Source organism: Plantibacter sp. AC185 (assembly GCF_979258065.1).
This window is the reverse complement of sequence record NZ_OZ409831.1, coordinates 2,897,071-2,918,796: the sequence shown is the minus strand read 5'-3', so window position 1 is coordinate 2,918,796 and position 21,726 is coordinate 2,897,071. Positions and strand designations below refer to the sequence as shown.

The following is a 21,726-nucleotide window of genomic DNA, read 5'->3' as shown; positions in this document are numbered from 1 at the left end:
AGGGACCGGCGGGGGTTCCCGCCAGACGCTCGCCAGCACAACGAAAAATCGCCCCATCCGAGGATGAGGCGATTTGTCCGTGGCGAGTGAGGGATTCGAACCCCCGAAGGCTGAGCCGTCTGATTTACAGTCAGATCCCTTTGGCCGCTAGGGTAACTCGCCAAGCGCGCCCGACCGACTTTCGAACAGCCAACCGAAAGCGCTTGACCAATATAGCCGTCAGACCGCCGGACGCGAAATCAGCATCGGCATCCGTCACCGGGCCGCTCAGCGATTGTCGGACGGCGCAGCTTCGGCGTACTCGTTCGCCGCTGCGGCGACCCGGCGAAGGTACTCGGGTGACGAGTTGTACGCCCGGATCCCGCTCAGCCAGCCGTCCTCCGTCCGCATGTCGTAGTCGCTCGCCCGGCAGAGGTAGTTCGCGGCCGCCATCGCCGCGTCGTCGAGGTTCTGCGGGTCGAGCACGCCGTCACCGCTCGCGTCGGTCCCCCAGTTCTCCCACGACTGCGGGATGAACTGGAACGGCCCGACGGCACGGTCATGGACCGGGTCGCCGTCGATGACCCCCTGGTCGGTGTCGGTGATCTCCTCGGTCTCGCCACCCTTCAGCGGCACACCGAAGATCGGCGGCGTCACGACACCGTCCTCGCCGAGCTTCGAGCCGTCGTGGCGACCGTGGTCGCTCTCGGCGAACCCGACGGCCGCGATCGTCGTCCAGCCGATACCGCACTCCGGCGTCAGCTCGGCCTTGCGGATGGCGGCACCGGCATAGGAACGCAGGGCACGCTCGGGGATGCCACTCGCCTCGGCGACCTCGGTGATCCACTGGGGATCGGCGAGGTCGACGTTCGCGACACCGCCGTCAGGGGCGTCGCTCTTCGGCGGGAGCTCGACGGGGACCGCATACGGGACGGGGTCCGGCTCGGGAGCGCAACCGCTCAACACGAGCACACCGATCGCCAGGGTCGCTCCGGCGAGCGCCCCTCGTCGTCCGACGATGGTCCGCTGGTCCTGCTTCACCGGGCTGCGCATCGCACCCACCCAACCACACCTGCCTGAGCGACACCGGCGCTACCATGGTCCACATGGCAGATTCATCGTTTGACGTCGTGAGCAAGGTCGACAAGATGGAGGCGGACAACGCCCTCAACCAGGCGCACAAGGAGGTCGAGCAGCGGTACGACTTCAAGAACGTCGGTGCCTCGATCGCCTGGAGCGGCGAGAAGATCCTCATGAAGGCCAACACCGAGGAGCGCGTGAAGGCGATCCTCGACGTCTTCGAGTCCAAGCTCATCAAGCGCGGCATCTCACTCAAGAGCCTCGAGGTCGGCGACCCGTTCGCGAGCGGCAAGGAGTACCGGATCGAGGCGACCCTCAAGGAGGGCATCAGCCAGGAGATCGCGAAGAAGGCCAACAAGCTCATCCGCGACGAGGGCCCGAAGTCGGTCAAGTCGCAGATCCAGGGCGACGAGCTCCGCGTCTCGTCGAAGAGCCGTGACGATCTCCAGGCCACCATGGCGCTGCTCAAGGGTGCCGACCTCGACATCGACCTCCAGTTCGTCAACTACCGCTAGCGGGCCGGACGCGGTCGATCACCTCGATCGCGTCATGATCGGTCCCCGCACCACTCTCTTCACCGGAGCACCCGCACGAGCGGGCTCGATGGTTGGAGTGGAGCAGTGGATCATCAGAGACCCGCGGACGGGTCGCATCTCGAACTCTTCCGGACCTCGCGCGCCGGCCAGGAGGTCGGTGTCCCGTGTTGGTGCGCGATCGGCGCGAATCACAGCTACGCCGACTGGCTCGCCGCCGGCCGACCGGATCCGCGGCGTCCGATGGGCTCGCGACGGCGCCTCCCGCCCGCTGAACGCTAGCGGTCGACGGCCGGCGGCTTCGTGAGGTAGCCACGTCCCCACGCGACGATCTGCTCGAACGCACGCTGTCGGACGGGCTCCTCGGACAGGAAGACGTCGTGCAAGGCGCCGTCGAGGCGCACGATCGTGACGGTCTCGCCGAGATCGAGTGCGCGTTCCGCGACCGCGTCGACGTCGAGCGCCGTGTCACTGCGCATCATCGCGTCGTTCCACCGCGGCAGCAGGACACTCCGCGCCGACAGCAGCGTGAGTGCCGGCACACGCAGCTGCAGGCCCGCGTCGACGAGCCGATGCCCTCGCAGGATCGCGTTCAACCATCCCGGATGCAACGGGAAGCCGTGGAGCGGACGCCAGGCGAAGTCGTAGTCCCAGGCGCCGTCCATCGTGCTCGACACGGAGCGGGTGTAGAACCCGAGGTCGACGACAGGGAGCTGCGCACGTGGGTCGATCCGCGATCCGGCTTGGACGAGCGGGGCGATCGCGAGCCGCCCGAGCTGTCTCGCCTGGAATTCGAGCCACGGACTGTTCAGGACGAGACCGGCGACGCGATCCTGGTTCCTGGCCGTCCAGAGACTCAGGGTGAGCCCGCCGGTCGAGTGGCCGAGGAGGACGAGTCGGCGCCGGGTCCGCCGCCCCGCGGGATGCTCCTCGGAGCCGTGCCCCATCACCGCGAGCGCGGCCTCGATGTCCTCGTCGTAGGTGCGGAGGTCGTCGACGTATCCCGGCGTCTGGTGCGGACGGAGACTCCGGCCGTACTTGCGCAGGTCGAGCGCGTAGAACCGCGCACCGAGCCTGGCCCAGAATCGCGCGAGGTGACGTTGGAAGAAGTAGTCGGACCAGCCGTGGACGTCGAGGACGTCGATACCGTCCGCGACGTCCGGCAGGAGGAACTCGCCCAGCTGTTCGAGGGGCGGCATCCGGTAGCGGACGAGGGTCGCGACGACGTCGCCCTCGTCATCCGGTTCGAGGGCCAGCGTGCGCTGCTGGAAGCCCTCGCCGAGGATGTCGGCGGTCCACCCTCGAGATCCGGCCATACCGTCACGTTACCGCGCCCGGTGATCGGTGGTCGGATGGTCGGGCTCGCGCGCCGACCACCCGACCTCCGACTACTGCTGGTACGGGTTGTGCTGCTGCGGAGCCTGCGGCTGCTGTCCGTAGGGCTGCTGCGCCTGACCGTGCTGCTGGTGGGAGCCCTGGTCGTGCTGACCCTGCTGGTGCTGCCCCTGCTGCTCGTGCTGACCCTGCTGGAACTGCTGACCGTGCTGCTGACCACTGTGCTGCTCGCGCGGAGCCTCGGCGAGGCCCTCGGGTGCGACGAACCGCGTCACGAGCACGGCGCCGATCGTGAGGAAGCCGGCGAGGGTGATCCCGTAGAGGATCGGCGAGAGGAAGCCCTGGTTGACGAAGAACGCCGGCGTGCCGTACTGCTCGACGACGCCGCGCACGATGGTGACGATGAGCACGATGAGCAGCATGACGCCGGTGCCGACGGCCGCGGCGATGCCCACCGACTGGATCAGGTCTCGGGCGGTGCGGACCCGGGTGAGCGGACGGACCATGATGAGGATGAGAGCTGCTCCCGCACCCCAGAGCGCGATGTTGACGAGGTTCGCGCCGAAGCTCAACAGGACGTCGCCGATGGGGTAGAACTCCGAGATGCTGAAGAACGACCCGATGAGGCTCACCAGGGCGACGGCCGCGGCGATACCCGCTGCGATCCCGACCGACACGAGGGCGAGACGCGTCTCGCGTGCACGGGGGTTCGGCGCCTTCGGAGCCTGCGCGTACTGCTGCGGCTGACCGTACTGGCCCTGCTGCGGCTGACCGTACTGACCCTGGGGGGCTCCGTACTGACCGGTCTGCTGCGGCTGGCCGTACTGGCCGGTGTCCTGGCCGTACTGGCCGGTGTGCTGCGGCTGGCCCGGGTGCTGGGGCTGGCCGTACTGGCCCTGCTGCGGCTGACCCCACTGGCCCGCCTGCTCACCCGTCTGCGGCTGACCCCACTGGCCACCCTGCTGCGGAGCCGGGGTCTGCTGGCTCGTCTGGTCCCACTGCTGCTGCACGGGGTCCGGGTGCATCTCGCCGTAGCGCGGCTGCTGCTGTTGCTGCTGCTGGCCGTCGGCGACGAATGCCGGCGGCTCGGACGGCGGTACGGACGTCGGCTGCTCCGACGGGACGTTCTGGGGCGCGTTGGGGTCGGTCATCCGTCCAGCATAGTGACCGACTCGCGCCGAAACCGGGTTCCGTGAAGCGGCTTGACTCGCGGCGATCGGCCGGATTGCGACCGTCGCCGGTGCGACTCAGGCGGACGGTGTCCCGTCATCCGACGACTGCGCCCGCGAGATCGCCACCATCTCCTCGCGCGGCACCACCTTGATGCGGGCACGACCCTGTGGTTCACCGAGCGCGATCTCGTGCTGGTCGAGGAGGTGCCAGCCCTCGAGGTCCGTGTAGGCGACGCCACGCGACTCGAGCAGCGCGACGACGGCCTCCTCCTCGGGTTCCGCGGGCGCCCACCAGTCCGCCTGATCGTTGATGACGTGACTGATGGTCTCCATCGCGTCCGACTTCGTGTGGCCGATGAGGCCGACCGGACCACGCTTGATCCACCCGGTCGCGTAGACGCCCGGGACGCGCTCGTTGCTCTCGGGGTGGAGGACCTTGCCCTCGTGGTTGGGGATGACGCCGTGCCGCGAGTCGAACGGCACGCCGGGCAGCGGGCTTCCGAAGTACCCCACCGCGCGGTAGAGCGCCTGGATCGGGACCTCGCGGATCTCACCCGTGCCCTCGACCCCGCCCTGACCGTCTGGTCTCGTCCGCTCGTACCGGAAGGCGGCGACCTTGCCGGAACCGTCGTCGACGACTTCGAGCGGCTTCGCGTAGAAGTGCAGGTGCAGTCGGCGCGAGGCCTGGCCGGTCTCGCGCTTGCGCCACTGCTGCAGGACGCGGTCGATGACCATGACCTGCTTGTTGCTCGCCACCGCCGCCTTCGACGCCTCGTCGTAGTCGAAGTCCTCGTCGGCCAGGATCATGTCGACGTCGTTGAGTTCCCCGAGTTCGCGGAGCTCCAGCGGCGTGAACTTCACCTGCGCGGGCCCGCGACGCCCGAAGACGTGCACGTCGGTCACGGGCGACTGCTGCAGCCCCTCGTGGACGTTGGCCGGGATCTCGGTCGGGAGCAGGTCCTCCGGGTGCTTCGCGAGCATACGTGCGACGTCGAGCGCGACGTTGCCGTTGCCGATCACGGCGATCGACTCCGCCTCGAGCGGCCAGGTGCGGGGGACGTCGGGGTGTCCGTCGAACCAGCTCACGAACTCGGCGGCGCCGTACGACCCGTCGAGGTCGATGCCCGGGATGTCGAGCGGGGCGTCCTCGACGGCGCCCGTGGAGAAGATCACGGCGTTGTAGTGGTGCTTGAGGTCGTCGAGCGTGATGTCGACGCCGAAGCGGACGTTGCCGAAGATCCGGATGTCGCCTCGGTCGAGGACGTCGCGGAGCGCGTTGATGATCCCCTTGATACGCGGGTGGTCGGGCGCGACGCCGTAGCGGACCAGGCCGTACGGGGCCGGCAGCTGCTCGAAGAGGTCGATGGAGACGTCGAACTTCCGTTCCGCCTTCAGGAGGATGTCCGCCGCGTAGATGCCTGCGGGTCCTGCGCCGACGATGGCCAGCCTGAGCTTGGTCACGGTGGTTCCTTTCGTGTCCCCGTGCGGGGTTCCGGGTGCGGCCGGTTGAGCGCTCCGGCCGTCATGCATGCGCGTCTGGGATGCCGTGCCGCTCCGGTGGAGCGGCGCCGCCATCAACTCCTTCGGTCGACGATCGCCTTCGCGAAGTGCACGAGCGCCTTCTTGACCGAGCCGTCGGGCAGCGGTGCCAGTGCCGCGATCGCTTCGTCGGCCCACTGCCGCGCCTCGGCGAAGGTCCGCGCGGTCACGGCGTGGTCGCGCAGGGTGGCGACCAGTGCGGCGAACCGGACAGGGTCGTGGTCCGTCTCCGTGACCTCGGCGTCGAGACGGGCGACGAGGGCCGCGGCTTCGGGGTCGGCGACCGCCTCGCGGCGCAGGTAGAGCATGGGGAGGGTGACGACGCCGGCCCGCAGGTCGGTGCCGGGGACCTTGCCGGTCTCCTCGGGTTGCGGCGACAGGTCGATGACGTCGTCGATGAGCTGGAAGGCGATGCCGACCTTCTCGCCGAACTCGACGACCGCGCTCTCGTACACCTCGGGGGCGTTGGAGAAGATGACGCCGCTCCGGGCCGCGGCGGCGATGAGCGAGCCGGTCTTGTCGGCGAGGACCTGGATGTAGTGCTCGACCTCGTCCTGACCCTCGCGAGGACCGGTGGTCTCGTGCAGCTGCCCCAGCACGAGGCGCTCGAACGTGGCGGCCTGGATCCGGATCGCCCGCTCGCCGAGGTCGGCCATGATCTGGCTGGCGCGCGCGAACAGGAGGTCGCCGGTGAGGATGGCGGTGTTGTTGCCGAACACCTGGTGGGCGCTGGGGACGCCGCGACGCTTGTCGGCGTCGTCCATGACGTCGTCGTGGTACAGCGAGCCGAGGTGGGTGATCTCGATGGCCTCGGCCGCCCGCAGGACGTTGTCGGTGATGCCGTCGCCGAGCTGGGCGATGAGCATCGTCAGCAGCGGGCGGACCCGCTTGCCGCCGGCCTCGAGCAGGTAGCGTGCGGTGACGTCGACGAGGTCGTCGGTGAACCCGAGCTGCTCCTCCAGACCGATCTCGAGGCGGGCCACGCCGTCGTCGATGGTCTTGGCGAGCTTCCGGTCTGCACCGGTCGCGAACATGCGTTCGGCAAGCCCGGCCTGGCTGGCCAGGTTGCTGACACGGCGGGTCGCGCTGGGATTCACAGCTCTAGCCTAGCCGGGGCAGCCCGTCACCTGTGCCGGAGGACCGGAATCCACGGGCGCGATCAGGCGATTGGCAGCTGTGGTCGGACCACATGACTCGGTTCAGCGGAGTCGCACGCCCTCCGCGTCGTAGAACGCCAGATGCGGGAACTCGTGCGCGAGGTCGAGCAGCATCGAGTATCCGTCGGTGTTGAGCGGCGGCCAGGTCCAGGCGTCGACACCCTGGGCGGTCGGCAACGCGGCGCGGAAGAGGCCCGCTTCGACGCCGGTCCCGAGGTGTTTCGGCGGCACGACGACGAGGGCGATCCTGGCCGACGGCCCGGACGCCACGAACTGGAGCCGCGCACCGGTCGCGTCGTCTCGCACGATGAACTCACGGGTACCCGGGGTGTCCGGCGGGATCTCGGTGGTGTCGTAGCGCTCGTACGGCTTCGCGAACGCGGACTTCGCCCGCCTGGCGTTCAGGAGGATGACGACGAGCACGAGACCGACGATCGCGACGCCCCAGATCCACGGGCCGCCTGGCAGGGTGTCCAACATCCCACCAGTATGCCCGGCCCGCCTGGACGACCCCGGGAGATGTGCCCTTCGACAGGCTCAGGGACCGGAAGGGGGAGGCTCAGTGGACCGGAGGTCAGGCGAGACCGCCGTCGACGGAGCGGCCGTACTCGATCGGCTCGTCGGGCACGAGGACCTCGGTGTCGCGGTTGAGGCTCTCCCCGCGGAAGAAGGGCCGCGAGGACTTCCGGCTGTACCAGAGCAGCATGAGCACGAAACCGAAGGCCAGCGAACCGACGCCGATGACGAACGTGCCGCCGACGCCGAACAGGACCGTGTAGCCGTAGTCGACGTCGAACATGTCGATGCAGCTCTGCACGAAGGCGAAGGTGAGCATGAGCGCCCCGAGGAGCGGGAAGAGGCCCTTGAAGAAGAAGTCCTGCGCGGAGCGGAAGAGCACCTTCCGGAAGTACCAGACGCACGCGTACCCGGTGATGCCGTAGTAGAAGGCGATCGCGAGTCCGAGGGAGAGGATCGAGTCCGCCAGGATATTCTCGCTCACGAGCGTCATGCCGACGTAGTAGACGATCGCGACGATGCCCATGACGAGCGTCGAGAAGGACGGCGTCTTGAAGGTCGGGTGGACGGTCGCGAACCGTTTCGGCAGCGCCTTGTAGGCAGCCATCGCGAGCGTGCCGCGCGCCGTCGGGAGGATCGTCGTCTGCGTCGACGACACCGCCGAGATGAGCACGGCGACGACCAGGATCCACGCCCACGGTCCGAGCACGAGGTCCTTCAGCGCCAGGAAGATGTCGTTCGCGTTGTCCTCGTTGGCGAGGCCGGTGCCCGTGGTACCGAGTCCGGCGTAGACCATGGCGGCGACCGTGACGGTGACGTAGGTGACCAGCAAGATGACCGTGGAGATGACCGCCGCGCGGCCCGGGATCTTCTGCGGGTCCTTCGTCTCCTCGTTCAGGGCGAGGCAGGTGTCCCAACCCCAGTAGATGAAGAGTGCGAGCAGCACCGCCTCGATGAAGCCGTGGTAATCGGTGAACGCGAACGGGTTGAACCAGTCGAGCGAGATCGGCGTCGCGTCGGGCGCGGTGCCGTTCGACGCTCCGATGAAGGCGAACACGGCGAACAGCACGAGGGCGAGGTACTGGACCGCGAGGAGGATGTTCTGGATCCGCTCCCCCAGCTCGATGCCGCGGTACGACACCCACGTCATGAGGGCGATGAACACGACACCGGTCGCGGTGACGAGCGGGACGTTCGAGGCGAGGGAGCCGTCACCGATGAGCAACCACAGGTACTGCCCCGCGATCTGTGCGAGGTTGGCGAGCACGACGATGCCGGCGAGCGCGACGCCCCACCCGCCGATCCAGCCGGTGACCGGGCCGAAGGCCTTCGTCGCCCAGGTGAAGGTGGTGCCGCAGTCCGGTACGTCGCGGTTCAGCTCGCGGTAGGCGAACGCGATGAACAGCATCGGGATGAAGGCGACGATGAAGGCGATCGGCGCCTGGGCACCCACGGCGAGCACGACGAACCCGAGCGTCGCGACGAGCGAGTACACCGGCGCGGTCGACGCCAAGCCGATGATCACGGAGCCGAAGAGGCCGAGGGTGCCGGTGGCGAGACCCTTGCCGCCGGTGGGTGATGCCGGCTGGGACCCGCTGGCCGTGTCCTGTGCTGTCATGACGGAACGGTAGGGCCGGGCGCACCCGTGTGTCAATGCTCCCGTTCGGGACCGGGCTACGGAATCAGTCGCGCCGACTCGCGGGAAGTGACGGGATCAACAGGTTCCACCCTTCGAGAATGCCGAGACGAACCCCGACGGTGACGAGACTCAGGCCGGCTTGAGTCCGCGGTGCAGGGCGACGATCCCGCCGGTGAGGTTGCGGTAGGCGACGTGCTCGTAGCCCGCTTCACGCAGCCAGGCGGCCAGCTCCGGCTGGCTCGGCCAGGCGCGGATCGAGTCGTTGAGGTAGGTGTACGCCTCGGCGTTCGACGATGCGACGCCGGCGACGAGCGGCATCACGCGCTCGAGGTAGAGGTTGTAGGCGGCGCGCATCGGGGCGAACGTCGGCGTGGAGAACTCGCAGATGACGATCCGGCCGCCGGGCTTCGTGACCCGGAGCATCTCGGCGAGGGCGTCCTTCGGGCGTACGACGTTGCGGAGGCCGAAGGAGATCGTCGTCGCGTCGAACTCCTCGTCGGCGAAGGGGAGGTCGGTCGCGTCGGCCTCGACGAACTGGATGTCGGAGCGGTCGGCGTACTTGTCGCGACCCACGGCGATCATGCCGGGCGAGAAGTCGGCGGCCACGACCTGCGCACCGTTGCGTGCCAGCGCCGCGGAGGACGTGCCCGTGCCGGCCGCGAGGTCGAGGATGCGCTCACCGGCGGCCGGACCGACCGCACGAGTGGTCGCGATGCGCCACAGGGCGTCGTTCCCGACGGAGAGGACCGCGTTCATGCGGTCGTACTTCGTCGAGACGTCGTCGAACATGGCCGAGACCTGCTCGGGCTGCTTGGAGAGGTCGGCGCGGTTCACCCGTCCATCCTACGTCCGCGCCGCTGGGAGCCGGCCGTCCGAGCACGGCTCCCAGGCTCGCGCTCAGTAGTCGATGCGTCCGTGCCGGTTGTGGAACTCCCCGGTGGGACCGTCCGGACCGAGCAGGGCGAGCGCGACGGTCGCGTCCGTCCCCTCGGTCACCGTCTGATGGCCACCGTGTCCGTTGAAGTCGGTCGCGGTGTAGCCCGGGTCGCTCACGTTCACCCGGAACCCGGGCAGGTTCTTCGCGTACTGCACGGTGAGTGTGATGACGGCCGCCTTCGACGCGGCGTACGGGATCGTCGGTACCGCGAACTCGTCGGCCTCCTCGGAGGTGAGGAAGCGGGGCCATCCCACTCCCGAGGCGACGTTCACGATGACGGGTCGGGACGAACGGCGCAGGAGGGGCAACGCGGCCTGGGTGACGCGGACGACACCGAGGACGTTCGTGTCGAGGACGTCCTGCATCGATTCCGGGGTGAGGTCGTCCACGCCGAAGGACGTGCCGAGCACACCGGCGTTGTTGACGAGCACGTCGAGCTCCGGAAGCGCCGCGAGGGCCGCGTCGACGCTCGCCTGGTCGGTGACGTCGAGCTGGACGGGGTGGGCGCCGAGCGCGGCGACGGCATCGCCGCGGCCCAGGTCGCGCATGCCGGCGTAGACGGTGTGGCCGGCGTCGATCAGTCGGCGTGCGGTTTCGAGTCCGAGGCTCTTGTTGGCCCCGGTGATGAGTGTGGTGGTCATGGGTCCATGCTCCGCCCGGCATGGTCGGTCCGCCAGGCCCCGGTCGACAGGGGGACCGGCAGTACCAGGATGCGGACCGACACCGGGGGCACAATGGCCGGATGGACGAATTCGCCGGTGTGCTCCGGGCCTGGCGCGAACGGGTCTCCCCTGCCGAGGTCGGTCTCCCCGCCGGCCCAGGAAGACGGACGGCCGGCCTGCGCCGCGAGGAGCTCTCGGCCCTCGCCGGCATCAGCGTGGACTACATCGTCAGGCTCGAGCAGGGCCGCGCCCGTAATCCCTCGCCGCAACTGCTGCGGGCCCTCGCAGTCGCACTGCGACTGACGGATCAGGAGCGCGACCACCTCTACCGGGTCGCCGGAGCCGCGCCACCACCGCCCGGGGTCGTCCCGCGGCACATCGGTCCGGGAGTGCAGCGCATCGTCGACCGGCTCGGCGACGTGCCGCTGGCGGTCTTCTCCGCCGCTCACGACATCCTGCTCTGGAACCCGCTGTGGGCCGCGGTGAACGGCGATCCCTCCACCCTCGTCGGTGACGATCGCAACCTGGTGTGGCGGCACTTCACCGCGGGGCACGACGGCACGGACTTCGACGAGCAGCACGAGGAGGAGTTCGCGAGCGACCTCGCCGCAGACCTCCGGGCGGCGGTCGGGCGCTACCCGCGGGACGACGAGCTCGCACGACTCGTCGCCCGGCTGCGATCGGTGTCACCCGAGTTCGAGCGGCGCTGGGCGGAGGCCAGGGTCGCGGAGCACCGGGCGAGCCGGAAGACGGTCACGCGGACGCCGGTCGGAGCGATCACCGTCGACTGCGACGTCCTGTCCACGCCGGGCGGCGACCTGCGCATCGTCGTGTACACGGCGGCACCGGGCACCGAGGACGCGGCGAAACTCGCACTGCTCGGGGTCACCGGGTTGCAGACGATCGGGACGCCCGGACGGTGAACGGCCCGCCGACGAGGCGGTGACCGACCCTCCGCCAGTCGGGCTGCGGCGGGGAGGGACCCCTCCTGCGCGGGCGTAGGGTTGAACGGTGACCATTCCCCTGACCTCGTCACTGGTCGCCCAGACCGTCGCCATCGACGACCCGCGCCAGCTCCTCCCGTTCGCCGACCAGACCTCGCCGCTCCTCTGGGTGCGGAAGGGACACGGGCTGGTCGGACTTGGTGAGGCGCTCCGCCTGGAGTTCTCGGGCCCCGACCGGTTCACGCGCGCCGCGGCTGCCTGGCGGGACGTCTGCGCCGCAGCAGTGGTGACGGACGAGGTACGACGGCCCGGGACCGGCCTGGTCGCCTTCGGCACGTTCGCCTTCGACGACGAGTCCTCCGCGACGAGCGTCCTCATCGTGCCGCGCACGATCATCGGCCGGTACCCCGACGCGAGCTTCATCACGCGGGTCTCCCTCGGCGACGGCGCCGAGGACGTCGATCCCGTGACCACGGCCTACGGGCCCGAGTACCGCATCCAGCTGACCCCCGGTGTGCAGAGCCGCGACGGCTACCTCGACTCGGCCGAGCGCGCCATCGCCCGCATCCAGGCCGGCGGCCTGAGCAAGGTCGTGCTCGCACGCGACCTGGCCGGGCACCTCCCCGCGGAAGCGGACCGCCGCCGGGTGCTCCACGACCTCGCCCTCGGCTACCCCGACTGCTGGACCTACGCGGTCGACGGCTTCATCGGCTCGAGCCCGGAGACGCTCGTCCGAGTGGATCGGGGTGCCGTCTCGGCGCGCGTCCTCGCCGGCACGATCTCGCGCGGTCCCGACGCCGAGAGCGACCACGACCAGGCCGTCGCACTCATGACGAGCGCGAAGGACCAGGGTGAGCACCAGTTCGCCGTGCAGTCGGTGCTGACCGCCCTGCAGGCACACAGCCCCCAGTTGCGCCGCAGCGAGGTCCCGTTCACCCTCAAGCTGCCGAACCTCTGGCACCTCGCGACCGACATCGACGGACGACTCTCGGACGGCTCGTCCTCGCTCGACCTCATGGACGGCCTGCACCCGACGGCCGCCGTCGCCGGGACCCCGACCCGCGACGCCGTCGCCCTCATCCGCGAGCTGGAACCGTTCGACCGCGGTCGCTACGCCGGTCCGGTCGGGTGGGTGGACGCCTCGGGTGACGGCGAGTGGGCGGTGGCCCTCCGGTGTGCGCAGATCGCGCCGGACGGCGACATCACCGCCTACGCCGGCTGCGGCATCGTCGCCGACTCGGACGCCGCGACGGAGCTCGTCGAGACGAAGATGAAGTTCCGTCCGATCGTGGAAGCCTTCGGCTGAGCCGAGGCCCCTCGGCGTCAGCTCGCCGCGAGTCGTGCCTGCTCGACGGCGATGTCGTAGTCGGCCGCCGGCCACTGCGGATCGATGTCCTCGAGGGCGTCGAGCAGCAGACGTTGGACCGCGATGCGCGCGTACCACTTGCGGTCCGCCGGCACGACGAACCACGGGGCGGCCTCGGTGCTCGTGCGCTCGAACGCCACCTGGTAGGCGTCCTGATAGGCCGGCCACAGCTCGCGTTCGTCCACATCGCCGGGGTTGTACTTCCAGTGCTTGTCCGGACGCGCGAGCCGGTCGGCGAGCCGCTCCTTCTGCTCGTCGGCGCTGATCTGCAGCATCACCTTGACGATGCGGGTCCCGCTCGCGACGATGCCCGCCTCGAAGTCGTTGATCGCCCCGTACCGACGCTCGATCTCGTCCGGCTCCGCGAGCTGACGCACCCGACCGATGAGGACGTCCTCGTAGTGCGAACGGTCGAAGACGCCGATCTGACCGGGCTTCGGCAGGTGCGGCTCCACCCGCCAGAGGAAGTCGTGGGAGCGCTCCTCCTCCGTGGGCTTCTTGAAGGCGTAGTGGTGCACGCCCTGCGGGTCGACGGAGCCGACGACGTGCTTGACGATGCCGCCCTTGCCCGCCGTGTCCATCGCCTGCAGGACGAGGAGCACCGCTTCCGGGGCTCCCTGCGTGCTCGCCGCGAAGAGTCGCTCCTGCAGTTCGGACAGGGCGGGCACCCCCGCGTCGAGCTCGAGCCTGCCCTGCTGCTTGTCGCCGTCGAAGCCCGGCGTCGATGAGGGATCGACGTCGGCGAGGCTGAACCCCTCCCCCACGCGCAGCGTGTCTCGGGGTGGGGCCGTCCAGGTCGATGCGTGCTTCGATGCCGTCATCCGCCCATTCTGGCCGCAGGTCGCGTCGGAAGTCGACCCCCGGGAGGACCCACGGATCAGGCTCGCGGCAGTGGGACCTCGATGAGGACAGGACCGGTCACCGGAGCGGTGAACGCCTGGTCGAGTTCCGTGCGGGTCCGGGCCGAGCGGTACTCCCACCCGTAGGCGGTCGCGAGCGACTCGAGCCGGACGTGCTGCGGCGTGTACTGGACGCGGTCGAAGAGCGCTCCGGGGGCACTCTGGGCGACTTCGAGCGCGTCGAAGATGGTGCCACCCCCGTCGTTGCCGACGATCACCTGGAGACGCGGCGCGACGTCGTCGTCGAGGAGCAGCGCGCCGACATCGTGGAGGAAGGCGAGGTCGCCGAGGAGCACCCGTGTGACACCGGGACCGCCGTCGGCCTGGCTCGCCAGCGCGACCCCCGTGGCGGTGGCGATGGTGCCGTCGATGCCGGCGAGTCCGCGGTTGGCGTGGACGCTGATCTTGCGGCCGGAGACGAGACCGTCGGCCACGCGGATGAGCCTCGACGCGCCGACGACGAGGCGGTCGTGCGGCCAGGTGGCACGCCAGACCGCGTCGACGAGGACCTCGCGGGTGACCGGGAGGCGGACGGCGTCGAGTTCGGCCCGGACAGAGGCCAGTCGCTCGGCGGGTGTCGTCGAGTGCAGCCCGTCGAGATCGGGGGCTGCAGGCGACGGGTCCACCACCCGTTCGCGGGATCCGACGACCCAGGCTCCGAGCCAAGCGCGATCCGCGGGCCCCGCCTCGACGGCGACGGAGGACACGATCCGGTCGGCCCGTCGACCGGGGTTGTAGACCTCGGCTCCTGCCGGGGCGACGACGATCGTCTCGACCTGCGGCTGCTGGAGCAGGAGAGGGACCTCGCGGCTGAGGGTCGGGTGGCCGAAGACGACGACGCGCTCGACGGCCTCGCGGTAGTCCTCCTCGCGTAGCAGCTCCCGGTAGGCGGCGATGACGTTCCGCCCGAACCGGGATCCGCTCGACACCTCCGCGATGAGCGGCCACCCGCCGTCGGCTGCGAGCTGCTCGGCAGCCGGGCCGGCGTGGTGCCCGGCGACGACGAGGGTCCTGGGTCCGCGCTCCAGCACCAGATGCGGTCGCCCCGGGTAGAGCGGTGCTTCCGTGGTGGCGTCCGTCTCGTCCAGGACGTCGGAGACAGCCTCGGCGACGACCGGGTCGAAGCCGCCCGAGAGCGGCTCCCGAAAGGCGAGGTTCAGGTGCACCGGGCCCGGATCGAGGACGTCCGTCGCTGCGAGGTACGCCCGCTGGGCGAGATCGCGGGCGGCGTCCTGCTCACCGGCGTCACCGGTCGGGGCCTCGACGACCACGGCGAGGCGCGCTGCGAACCCGTAGAGGTCGTCCTGCTTCGTCGTCTGGTTCGCGCGGATGCCGTGCGCCTCGGCCGGCCGGTCGGCGGTGAGGACGATGAGCGGGACGCGCGAGTGATGCGCCTCGAGGACCGCCGGATGCAGGTTCGCGGTCGCCGTCCCCGAGGTCGTGATCACGACGGCCGGACGGTCGGTCTCGACGCCGAGGCCCAAGGCGAGGAAGCCGGCGACCCGCTCGTCGATGCGCACATGCAGGGTGATCCGTCCGGAGGCCGCCAGCTCGGCAGCGGCGAGCGCGAGCGCCTGGGACCGGGAACCGGGGCAGACGACGACGTCGGAGACACCCACGGCGACGAGCGCGTCGAGGAGTGCCCACGCGGACGCGCTGGCCGGGCTCGACGAGCGAGCCGAGCCGACGGGCTCGGGAGCAGCGGACGGGTTCACGAGGCGCTCGGGGCGCCAGGCGGTCTGCGGCCGGAACCGTCGTCGGGCGTGTCGGATCCCGGGGTGGGGTCGTCGTGCGTCGTCGCATCCGGGCTGTCGCCCGACTCGTCGTCGAAGCGGTTGAGCTCGTCCTCGAGGTCGCGGATACGCTTCGTCTGCGCTCGGTCGGCGTCGAGCTTCTTGAGGAAGTCGGGGTCGTCGTCCGGCGCTGAGCCGCGGGGCACGGCCTTCGGAGCGCGAACCCGGCCGATGATCCACCAGAGGACTCCGCCGATGACCGGCAGGAGGAGGATGGCGATGATCCACGAGGTCTTGCTGATCCCTCGGACGCGGTCGCGCGGCATCGTGGCGCAGTCAACCACCGAATACACGATGAAGACGACTGCCGCGACGGCGAGGCCGATCCAGAGACGAACCATGTCTCCATCGTAAACGCCAGGTGACGTGATTACCTGGGGTTGCCTTCAGGCGGGACGCCTAGACTTGTCTGGTGAAACGCGTTCCCGCCGCCGTCCGGTACACCATCCTCCGCCTGTTGGCGTTCGTGGTGCCGCTCCTGCTCCTCGTCTTCCTCACGGGTCTGCAGCCCTGGGTCGCCGCGATCATCGCCGCGATCATCGGACTCTGCGTGTCCTACATCTTCCTGCGCACCCCGCGGGAGACCGTCGCGCAGGAGCTCTACGCCCGTCGGCACGGCGACAAGCCGACGCCGCACGACGATGAGGACTCCGAGGACGCGGCGCTCGATGCGAGCGCGGCGGCACCGGAAGCGCCGTCAGCCGGCGATGCCGGGCGTGTAGAAGAACGCCAGACCGAGGATCACCCCGAACGCTAGCTGCACGAGCCCCGTCAGCTTGAGCACCAGGATCTGCTCCCTGGCCGTCGTGGAGAACAGCACGATCACGCACGCCGGGATGGCGGCGAGCAGCGCGAACATGGTGAACCAGGCGATCGGGTAGAACAGCGCGAGGAACGCGGCGATGCCGAACGGCACGAGCAGCAGGACGCAGTAGAGCACCTTCGACGCGATCCGGCCGATGAACGTCGACAGGGTGCGCTTGCCGACCGCCTTGTCCTGTTCGAGGTCGCGGAGGTTGTTGACGACGAGCGCCGCGCAGGCGATGAGGCCCGCGCCGATCGCGCCGAACCACGCCTCTTGGTTCACCGTCCCGACCTGGACGAAGGTCGTGCCGAGCGTGGCGACGAGGCCGAAGAACACGAAGACGAAGACCTCGCCGAGCGCGAAGTACCCGTAGGGGCGCTTCCCGCCCGTGTAGAACCAGGCGGCGACGATCGCGACCGCCCCGACGAGGAGCAGCCACCAGAACTGGGTGAGGATCGTGAGGACGATGCCGGCCACCGCCGCGATACCGAAGAACGCCAGCGCGACGGTCAGGACCGTCTTGGGCTTCGCCGCGCCGGAACCGGTCAGTCGGCTCGGGCCGACCCGCAGGTCGTCCGTTCCGCGGATGCCGTCGGAGTAGTCGTTGGCGTAGTTGACGCCGATCTGCAGCGCGAGCGCGACGACGAGGCAGAGCAGCGCACGGACCGGGTGGTAGACCCCGGGGCCCGCGATGATCGTCGCGGCACCGGTGCCGATGAGTACGGGGGCGACGGCCATCGGCAGCGTACGGATTCGGGCCGCACCGACCCAGTCGCCGAAGGTCGCCGGCTTCGCGAGCGGGACCTTGCGACCGCCACCGCGCGCGGGGTTGCCGGATCGTCCACCGTTCGCGCCACGACCCGCCGTGCTGCGCGGTGCGGACGTCTTCTGCTGTTTCGGCGCTGCCGGCCGTGCTCCATGTGCCACGACGGCGAGTCTACCCGCGGAGCCTCGGGGCGGACGGCGTCACAGTGCGCCGGCGGCCTGGAGCGTCTGGAGGACCGCCGGAGCGATGTGCTCGGCGAACGCCGGGGTGAGGTGCACGCTGTCGTACTTCGTCGGCGTCGTCCCGGCGAACGCCGGGCAGACGCCATCCGCACAGCTGAACGGGAGCGACGACACGAAGCGCTCTCCGGCCGCTCCCGCCGCCGACTCGGTCGCCGCGGCGAAGTCGTTCCAGGCGGCGTCGACGCCGACGGCGCAGTCCTGTGGACTGGACACCCGCGAGTAGCAGGAACCGAGATCCGCACCGAGCGGCGGCGGCGCGAGGAACACGACGCGGCCCGGGACCTGATACCCCGCCGTCTCGGCGAGCGCCGACGCGACCATCGACGTCGTGTCGAGCGATCGGCCGTCGGTGGTGCGGCCTGCGGCGAACGCGTTCGAGACGATCACGAGGTCGGGCTGGTCCGCGGCGATGCGTTCAGCGATGTCGTGCTTGCGCGTCGGGCAGTCGTCCATGACCCCGGCGCCGCTGTTCTGAATGAGGTCCTGCGTGAAGCGGCACCCGTAGAGACCGATGGTGGTGATCCGCACCGCACCGCCGCTCTGGTCCGCGATCGCACGGAACGCCGGCGCGTAGGCGAGCGCGGTCGAGTCGCCGACGAGGTAGACGTGCTTCGGCGCAGCGGCATCCCCCCAGGTGCACGAGCCGTCGTCGGGCGTCGCACCCAGGTCGAAGCAGGCCCGTGCGGGGTTGGTGCTCGAGGTCGCGCGGATCGCGTCGTCGAGGCTCGGCGAGAGGTTGTCGGGCCACGCGGACGCCTGGCTCGCAAGTTGCAGCTCGGCGGCGATGCCCTGGAGCGGGTCTCCGGCCGGTGCCGCGACGGCCGCCGGTCCCCCGGTGGTCACCGGCATGCGGAGCGCGGGGCCGATGGCGATCACTGCGAGCCCGGCGACGATCACGAGTCCGACCGCCGAGTAGAGGAACTGGGAGGCGAACCGCTCGCGCCAGGCGGCCCAGGCGGCGTCCCTGGCGTCGCGGTCGCCGTGGAAGGAACCCACGAGTGGCGTGCGGTGCAACGGCTGTTCGATGAGCAGGAAGGAGAGCACCGAGACCCCGAGGATGAGCCCGAGCATCCCCGGGACCGTGCTGAGGGCGGTGTCGGGGACGAGCATCGGCACGAACACGAGGATCGGGAGGTGCCAGAGGTAGAGCGAATAGGAGATCGCTCCGACGCCACGGCTCAGCGGGTTCGCGAGCGGGAACATCCAGCGCGGGTACGCCGGGCCGGCTCCGGTCCCGGCGGCGATGAGCAGCATCGCGGCGACGACGGGGGCGACCGCCCAGGGGCCGGGGAACCCGATCGACCCGGTGATGAGCAGCGCGGATGCGACGATGCCGACGAGCCCCGCCCATCCGGCGACCACCCGGAGCGCCAGCGGCAGCCGACCGAGGAGCGGCGCGGACACGGCCAGGAGTGCGCCAGCCCCCAGCTCCCAGACCCGCGCGCCGGTCGCGAAGTAGGCGGCCTGCGGAGCCGCCCCGGACTGCAATACGGCGACGGCGAACGAGGCCGCGATGAGGACGACGAGGACGCCACCGACGACGAGGCGCGAGCGCAGCACGGGTCTGGCTCCGCGGGCCGCGACGGCGAGCAGGACGACGAGCAGCACCGGCCACACGAGGTAGAACTGCTCCTCGATCGAGAGGGACCAGAAGTGCTGCAGCGGTGACGCGGCGTCCGTCGCGTGGAAGTAGTCGGTGCCCGACGCCTCGAAACGCCAGTTCGAGACGAGCAGTGCGGCCGACACCGCGTCCCACCAGGTCGCGAGCGCCCGCGGGGCGTTGAACAGCCACGACGCCAGCGCGACGGTCGCGGCCAGGACGACGAGCGACGCGGGCAGGATCCGCTTGATCCGCCGCCCGAAGAAGGCCGGCAGGGAGATGCGTCCGGAACGCTCGTGCTCGCGCAGGAGCAACCCGGTGATGAGGAAGCCGGAGATCACGAAGAACACGTCCACGCCCACGAAGCCGCCGGCCGGCCAGCCGGTCGCATGGGCGAGGATCACCGCGGTCACGGCGAGCGCCCGCATCCCCTGGATGTCGGCGCGGAACGCCGTGGTCGGCCTCGTGGGCGCAGCGCCCATGTCGGTCCCCGTTGTCACCTGTCGTCGTCCCCCGGCTGCGGTCGCTCGTCGACACGCATGGGAGAGCATGCCCTATGCGACAACCGCCTGCAAACCGGCCCTCGCGGTCACGCGGAGGACGGGCTCAACCCAATCGTGAGCGGAGTGCGACGAGGTCGGGTTTGCCGCTCGCGAGCAGCGGCAGCTCGGCCAGACGGACCAGTCGGGCGGGGCGCGCCGGGCGGCCGAGCGCCTCCGCGACGGCGTCTCGGGCGGTCTGCAGCAGCGCGTCGTCCGGGCGCTGGTCCAAGGGGGTCCCGACCCCCGTCACGATCACGGACGCCTGGCCGAACCGCTCGTCGGGGACGGCGACGACGACGGCCTCGGCCAGCCCCGGCACCGACCGGACGACCGCTTGCACCCGGTCGAGGGAGATGTTCACCCCGCCGCTGATGATCACGTTGTCGGCCCGCCCGGTCACCCGGACGACGCCGTCGACGAGCTCGGCGGTGTCGCCGGTGCGGTACCACCGGCGGCCGCCGTCGTCCGGGAAGGCGGTCGCCGTGCGGTCCGGTTCGCCGAGGTAGCCCTCGGCAAGGACCGGTCCGGCGATGAGGAGCTCCCCGTTCACCAGCCGGGGTTCGACACCGGCGAACGGCACGCCGTCGTACAGACAGCCGCCGGAGGTCTCGCTCGAGCCGTAACTCCGCACGACGCGGATGCCGAGCGCCGCGGACCGCTCGAGCAGCGGAGCGGGGGTGGCCTGTCCCCCGATGAGCAGCCCGGCGAGTCCGGCGAGCGCGTCACGCACGGAGGTGCTCGTCTCGGCGGCGTCGACGAGCATGCGCAGTTGTGCCGGTACGAGGGCAGCGAATCCGGCATCGGCGTCGAGCCGCTCGACGAGTCCGCAGAACGCCCGGGCGTCGAACGACCCGGTCGGTGCCTCGAGCGGCCTGGTCCCGGCGACGATCGACCGGAGTAGCACGTTGACGCCGGCGATGTAGTGCGTCGGGAGTGCCAGGATCCACTGGGACGAACGGCGATGGGCTTCAGGGCCACCCAGAGCCACCGCGGAACCCGCCGCGCTGGCCAGGAGGGCCTCAGCCGAGAGGGCGACCCGCTTCGGCACGCCCGTCGAGCCGGACGTCTCGATCACGAGGGCCACCCGGTCGTCGACCACGGCCGGTGCCGCGGACGATCCGGGTTGCATTGGGAGGACCGCGGGTCCGGAGCCGTCGAGCGCCGCCTCCAGGGCTGCGAGCATCGCCGAGGCGGACGCGTCGACGGGGAGCAGCTGACGGGTCATGGATTCAGCGTACGCCGGGTGCGTCGGCGCTCCGCCGACTCCTCGCGGTCAGGCAGCTCAGAACTGCCAGGGGAACGGAGCCCAGTCCGGCTTGCGCTTCTCCAGGAAGGCGTCGCGCCCCTCCACCGCCTCGTCGGTGCCGTAGGCGAGACGGGTGGCCTCGCCCGCGAAGACCTGCTGGCCGACGAGACCGTCGTCGACGGCGTTGAAGGCGAACTTCAGCATGCGGATGGCGGTCGGTGACTTGCCGAGGATGGTGCGGGCCCAGGCGACGCCCGTCTGCTCGAGCTCGGCGTGCGGGACGACCGCGTTGATCGCGCCCGCCTGCAGCGCGCGCTCCGCGTCGTACTCCTGGGCGAGGAAGAACACCTCGCGGGCGAACTTCTGACCCACCTGCTTGGCGAAGTACGCGCTCCCGTACCCCGCGTCGAAGGAACCGACGTCGGCGTCGGTCTGCTTGAACCGCGCGTGTTCCCGACTCGCGATCGACAGGTCGCACACGACGCCGAGGGAGTGCCCACCGCCCGCGGACCATCCGGGAACGAGGTTGATGACGACCTTCGGCATGAAGCGGATGAGGCGCTGGACCTCGAGGATGTGCAAGCGACCGTTGCGCGCGGCGTCGATGCCGCTCGCCGTCTCGTCGTCCGCGGCGTCGTCGCTCGCGTACCGGTAGCCGTCGCGACCACGGATGCGCTGGTCGCCGCCCGAGCAGAACGCCCAGCCGCCGTCCTTCGCGCTCGGACCGTTGCCGGTGAGCAGCACCACTCCGACCGTCGGGCTCTGGCGAGCGTGGTCGAGCGCGCGGTACAGCTCGTCGACGGTGTGCGGGCGGAAGGCGTTGCGCACCTCGGGGCGGTCGAACGCGATGCGCACGAAGCCGCCCTCGCGCGCGACGTGGTACGTCAGATCGGTGAGGTCCTCGAACCCCGGTACGACGTCCCAGATCTCCGGGTCGAACAGTTCGGACACTCGATCGCTCATGCGTCCAGCCT

At 70.3% G+C, this 21,726-nt stretch carries 20 protein-coding genes and 1 tRNA gene; 4 read left to right on the top strand and 17 right to left on the bottom strand.

The window, feature by feature from the left end; translation table 11 throughout:
• Positions 1–80: 80 nt before the first annotated feature.
• Positions 81–162, bottom strand: a tRNA-Tyr gene (locus ACZZZB_RS13860).
• Positions 163–267: 105 nt separating this feature from the next.
• Complete coding sequence (locus ACZZZB_RS13855; protein WP_463529987.1) at positions 268–1,032, bottom strand: lytic transglycosylase domain-containing protein; 765 nt, start codon at positions 1,030–1,032, stop codon at positions 268–270.
• A gap of 53 nt (positions 1,033–1,085) precedes the next feature.
• On the opposite strand from ACZZZB_RS13855, the gene ACZZZB_RS13850 reads away from it, so the two are divergent.
• Positions 1,086–1,574: a YajQ family cyclic di-GMP-binding protein gene (locus ACZZZB_RS13850; protein ID WP_056014685.1), complete on the top strand. Its 489-nt coding sequence runs from the start codon at positions 1,086–1,088 to the stop codon at positions 1,572–1,574.
• Positions 1,575–1,870: 296 nt separating this feature from the next.
• Here the strand turns inward: ACZZZB_RS13850 and ACZZZB_RS13845 are convergent, their stop codons facing one another.
• The 8 genes from ACZZZB_RS13845 to ACZZZB_RS13810 all read right to left on the bottom strand — a co-directional run bounded on the left by ACZZZB_RS13845 (position 1,871) and on the right by ACZZZB_RS13810 (position 10,528).
• A complete protein-coding gene (locus tag ACZZZB_RS13845) occupies positions 1,871–2,908 on the bottom strand; it encodes an alpha/beta hydrolase (protein WP_463529986.1) in 1,038 nt (345 codons plus the stop codon).
• 72 nt (positions 2,909–2,980) lie between these two features.
• Complete coding sequence (locus tag ACZZZB_RS13840; RefSeq protein ID WP_463529985.1) at positions 2,981–4,078, bottom strand: hypothetical protein; 1,098 nt, start codon at positions 4,076–4,078, stop codon at positions 2,981–2,983.
• 96 nt (positions 4,079–4,174) lie between these two features.
• Positions 4,175–5,560, bottom strand: coding sequence for an FAD-dependent oxidoreductase (locus ACZZZB_RS13835; RefSeq protein ID WP_079707009.1), 1,386 nt, complete (start codon positions 5,558–5,560; stop codon positions 4,175–4,177).
• 113 nt (positions 5,561–5,673) lie between these two features.
• A complete protein-coding gene (locus tag ACZZZB_RS13830) occupies positions 5,674–6,735 on the bottom strand; it encodes a polyprenyl synthetase family protein (protein ID WP_079706663.1) in 1,062 nt (353 codons plus the stop codon).
• 102 nt (positions 6,736–6,837) lie between these two features.
• A complete protein-coding gene (locus ACZZZB_RS13825) occupies positions 6,838–7,275 on the bottom strand; it encodes a hypothetical protein (RefSeq protein ID WP_079706662.1) in 438 nt (145 codons plus the stop codon).
• Positions 7,276–7,369: 94 nt separating this feature from the next.
• Positions 7,370–8,929, bottom strand: a complete 1,560-nt coding sequence (locus tag ACZZZB_RS13820; protein WP_463529984.1) for an APC family permease — start codon at positions 8,927–8,929, stop codon at positions 7,370–7,372.
• Between the two features lie 150 nt (positions 8,930–9,079).
• Complete coding sequence (locus ACZZZB_RS13815) at positions 9,080–9,784, bottom strand: demethylmenaquinone methyltransferase (protein WP_079706660.1); 705 nt, start codon at positions 9,782–9,784, stop codon at positions 9,080–9,082.
• 63 nt (positions 9,785–9,847) lie between these two features.
• A complete protein-coding gene (locus ACZZZB_RS13810; RefSeq protein ID WP_159875721.1) occupies positions 9,848–10,528 on the bottom strand; it encodes an SDR family NAD(P)-dependent oxidoreductase in 681 nt (226 codons plus the stop codon).
• Positions 10,529–10,629: 101 nt separating this feature from the next.
• Between ACZZZB_RS13810 and ACZZZB_RS13805 the strand changes: the two genes are divergently transcribed.
• Together ACZZZB_RS13805 and ACZZZB_RS13800 are read left to right on the top strand one after the other, a co-directional pair.
• Positions 10,630–11,472, top strand: a complete 843-nt coding sequence (locus ACZZZB_RS13805) for a helix-turn-helix domain-containing protein (RefSeq protein WP_274500355.1) — start codon at positions 10,630–10,632, stop codon at positions 11,470–11,472.
• 88 nt (positions 11,473–11,560) lie between these two features.
• Complete coding sequence (locus ACZZZB_RS13800) at positions 11,561–12,799, top strand: isochorismate synthase (RefSeq protein WP_463529983.1); 1,239 nt, start codon at positions 11,561–11,563, stop codon at positions 12,797–12,799.
• Positions 12,800–12,816: 17 nt separating this feature from the next.
• Here ACZZZB_RS13800 and ACZZZB_RS13795 read toward each other — a convergent pair whose 3' ends face one another.
• From ACZZZB_RS13795 to ACZZZB_RS13785, 3 genes are read right to left on the bottom strand one after another with little or no spacing between them, the layout of a single operon-like run.
• Positions 12,817–13,680, bottom strand: a complete 864-nt coding sequence (locus tag ACZZZB_RS13795) for a polyphosphate kinase 2 family protein (protein WP_194603578.1) — start codon at positions 13,678–13,680, stop codon at positions 12,817–12,819.
• A gap of 56 nt (positions 13,681–13,736) precedes the next feature.
• A complete protein-coding gene (gene menD, locus ACZZZB_RS13790; protein WP_463529982.1) occupies positions 13,737–15,473 on the bottom strand; it encodes a 2-succinyl-5-enolpyruvyl-6-hydroxy-3-cyclohexene-1-carboxylic-acid synthase in 1,737 nt (578 codons plus the stop codon).
• Positions 15,470–15,892, bottom strand: coding sequence for a PLD nuclease N-terminal domain-containing protein (locus ACZZZB_RS13785; RefSeq protein WP_085514031.1), 423 nt, complete (start codon positions 15,890–15,892; stop codon positions 15,470–15,472). The genes menD and ACZZZB_RS13785 overlap by 4 nt, the downstream gene beginning before the upstream one ends.
• Positions 15,893–15,963: 71 nt before the next feature.
• On the opposite strand from ACZZZB_RS13785, the gene ACZZZB_RS13780 reads away from it, so the two are divergent.
• Positions 15,964–16,308, top strand: coding sequence for a DUF4229 domain-containing protein (locus tag ACZZZB_RS13780; RefSeq protein ID WP_192005940.1), 345 nt, complete (start codon positions 15,964–15,966; stop codon positions 16,306–16,308).
• On the opposite strand, the gene ACZZZB_RS13775 is transcribed toward ACZZZB_RS13780, so the two are convergent.
• The 4 genes from ACZZZB_RS13775 to ACZZZB_RS13760 all read right to left on the bottom strand — a co-directional run bounded on the left by ACZZZB_RS13775 (position 16,249) and on the right by ACZZZB_RS13760 (position 21,715).
• Positions 16,249–17,283, bottom strand: coding sequence for a 1,4-dihydroxy-2-naphthoate polyprenyltransferase (locus tag ACZZZB_RS13775; RefSeq protein ID WP_192005942.1), 1,035 nt, complete (start codon positions 17,281–17,283; stop codon positions 16,249–16,251). The genes ACZZZB_RS13780 and ACZZZB_RS13775 overlap by 60 nt on opposite strands.
• Positions 17,284–17,322: 39 nt before the next feature.
• A complete protein-coding gene (locus ACZZZB_RS13770; protein ID WP_463529981.1) occupies positions 17,323–19,446 on the bottom strand; it encodes an acyltransferase family protein in 2,124 nt (707 codons plus the stop codon).
• 124 nt (positions 19,447–19,570) lie between these two features.
• Entirely contained in the window at positions 19,571–20,731 is a 1,161-nt protein-coding gene (locus ACZZZB_RS13765; RefSeq protein WP_463529980.1) for an AMP-binding protein, read from the bottom strand.
• A 57-nt stretch (positions 20,732–20,788) separates the two neighbouring features.
• Positions 20,789–21,715: a 1,4-dihydroxy-2-naphthoyl-CoA synthase gene (locus ACZZZB_RS13760; protein WP_064294597.1), complete on the bottom strand. Its 927-nt coding sequence runs from the start codon at positions 21,713–21,715 to the stop codon at positions 20,789–20,791.
• Between the last annotated feature and the right edge of the window lie 11 nt (positions 21,716–21,726).

What these genes read in the sequence shown, in the direction of transcription:
- ACZZZB_RS13805 (WP_274500355.1), top strand. Translation starts at nt 10,630, where the DNA reads ATGGACGAATTCGCCGGTGTGCTCCGGGCCTGGCGCGAACGGGTCTCC.
- ACZZZB_RS13825 (WP_079706662.1), bottom strand. Translation starts at nt 7,275, where the DNA reads ATGTTGGACACCCTGCCAGGCGGCCCGTGGATCTGGGGCGTCGCGATC.
- ACZZZB_RS13765 (WP_463529980.1), bottom strand. Translation starts at nt 20,731, where the DNA reads ATGACCCGTCAGCTGCTCCCCGTCGACGCGTCCGCCTCGGCGATGCTC.
- ACZZZB_RS13840 (WP_463529985.1), bottom strand. Translation starts at nt 4,078, where the DNA reads ATGACCGACCCCAACGCGCCCCAGAACGTCCCGTCGGAGCAGCCGACG.
- ACZZZB_RS13795 (WP_194603578.1), bottom strand. Translation starts at nt 13,680, where the DNA reads ATGACGGCATCGAAGCACGCATCGACCTGGACGGCCCCACCCCGAGAC.
- ACZZZB_RS13785 (WP_085514031.1), bottom strand. Translation starts at nt 15,892, where the DNA reads ATGGTTCGTCTCTGGATCGGCCTCGCCGTCGCGGCAGTCGTCTTCATC.
- ACZZZB_RS13855 (WP_463529987.1), bottom strand. Translation starts at nt 1,032, where the DNA reads ATGCGCAGCCCGGTGAAGCAGGACCAGCGGACCATCGTCGGACGACGA.
- ACZZZB_RS13820 (WP_463529984.1), bottom strand. Translation starts at nt 8,929, where the DNA reads ATGACAGCACAGGACACGGCCAGCGGGTCCCAGCCGGCATCACCCACC.
- ACZZZB_RS13810 (WP_159875721.1), bottom strand. Translation starts at nt 10,528, where the DNA reads ATGACCACCACACTCATCACCGGGGCCAACAAGAGCCTCGGACTCGAA.
- ACZZZB_RS13850 (WP_056014685.1), top strand. Translation starts at nt 1,086, where the DNA reads ATGGCAGATTCATCGTTTGACGTCGTGAGCAAGGTCGACAAGATGGAG.
- ACZZZB_RS13760 (WP_064294597.1), bottom strand. Translation starts at nt 21,715, where the DNA reads ATGAGCGATCGAGTGTCCGAACTGTTCGACCCGGAGATCTGGGACGTC.
- ACZZZB_RS13845 (WP_463529986.1), bottom strand. Translation starts at nt 2,908, where the DNA reads ATGGCCGGATCTCGAGGGTGGACCGCCGACATCCTCGGCGAGGGCTTC.
- ACZZZB_RS13770 (WP_463529981.1), bottom strand. Translation starts at nt 19,446, where the DNA reads ATGGGCGCTGCGCCCACGAGGCCGACCACGGCGTTCCGCGCCGACATC.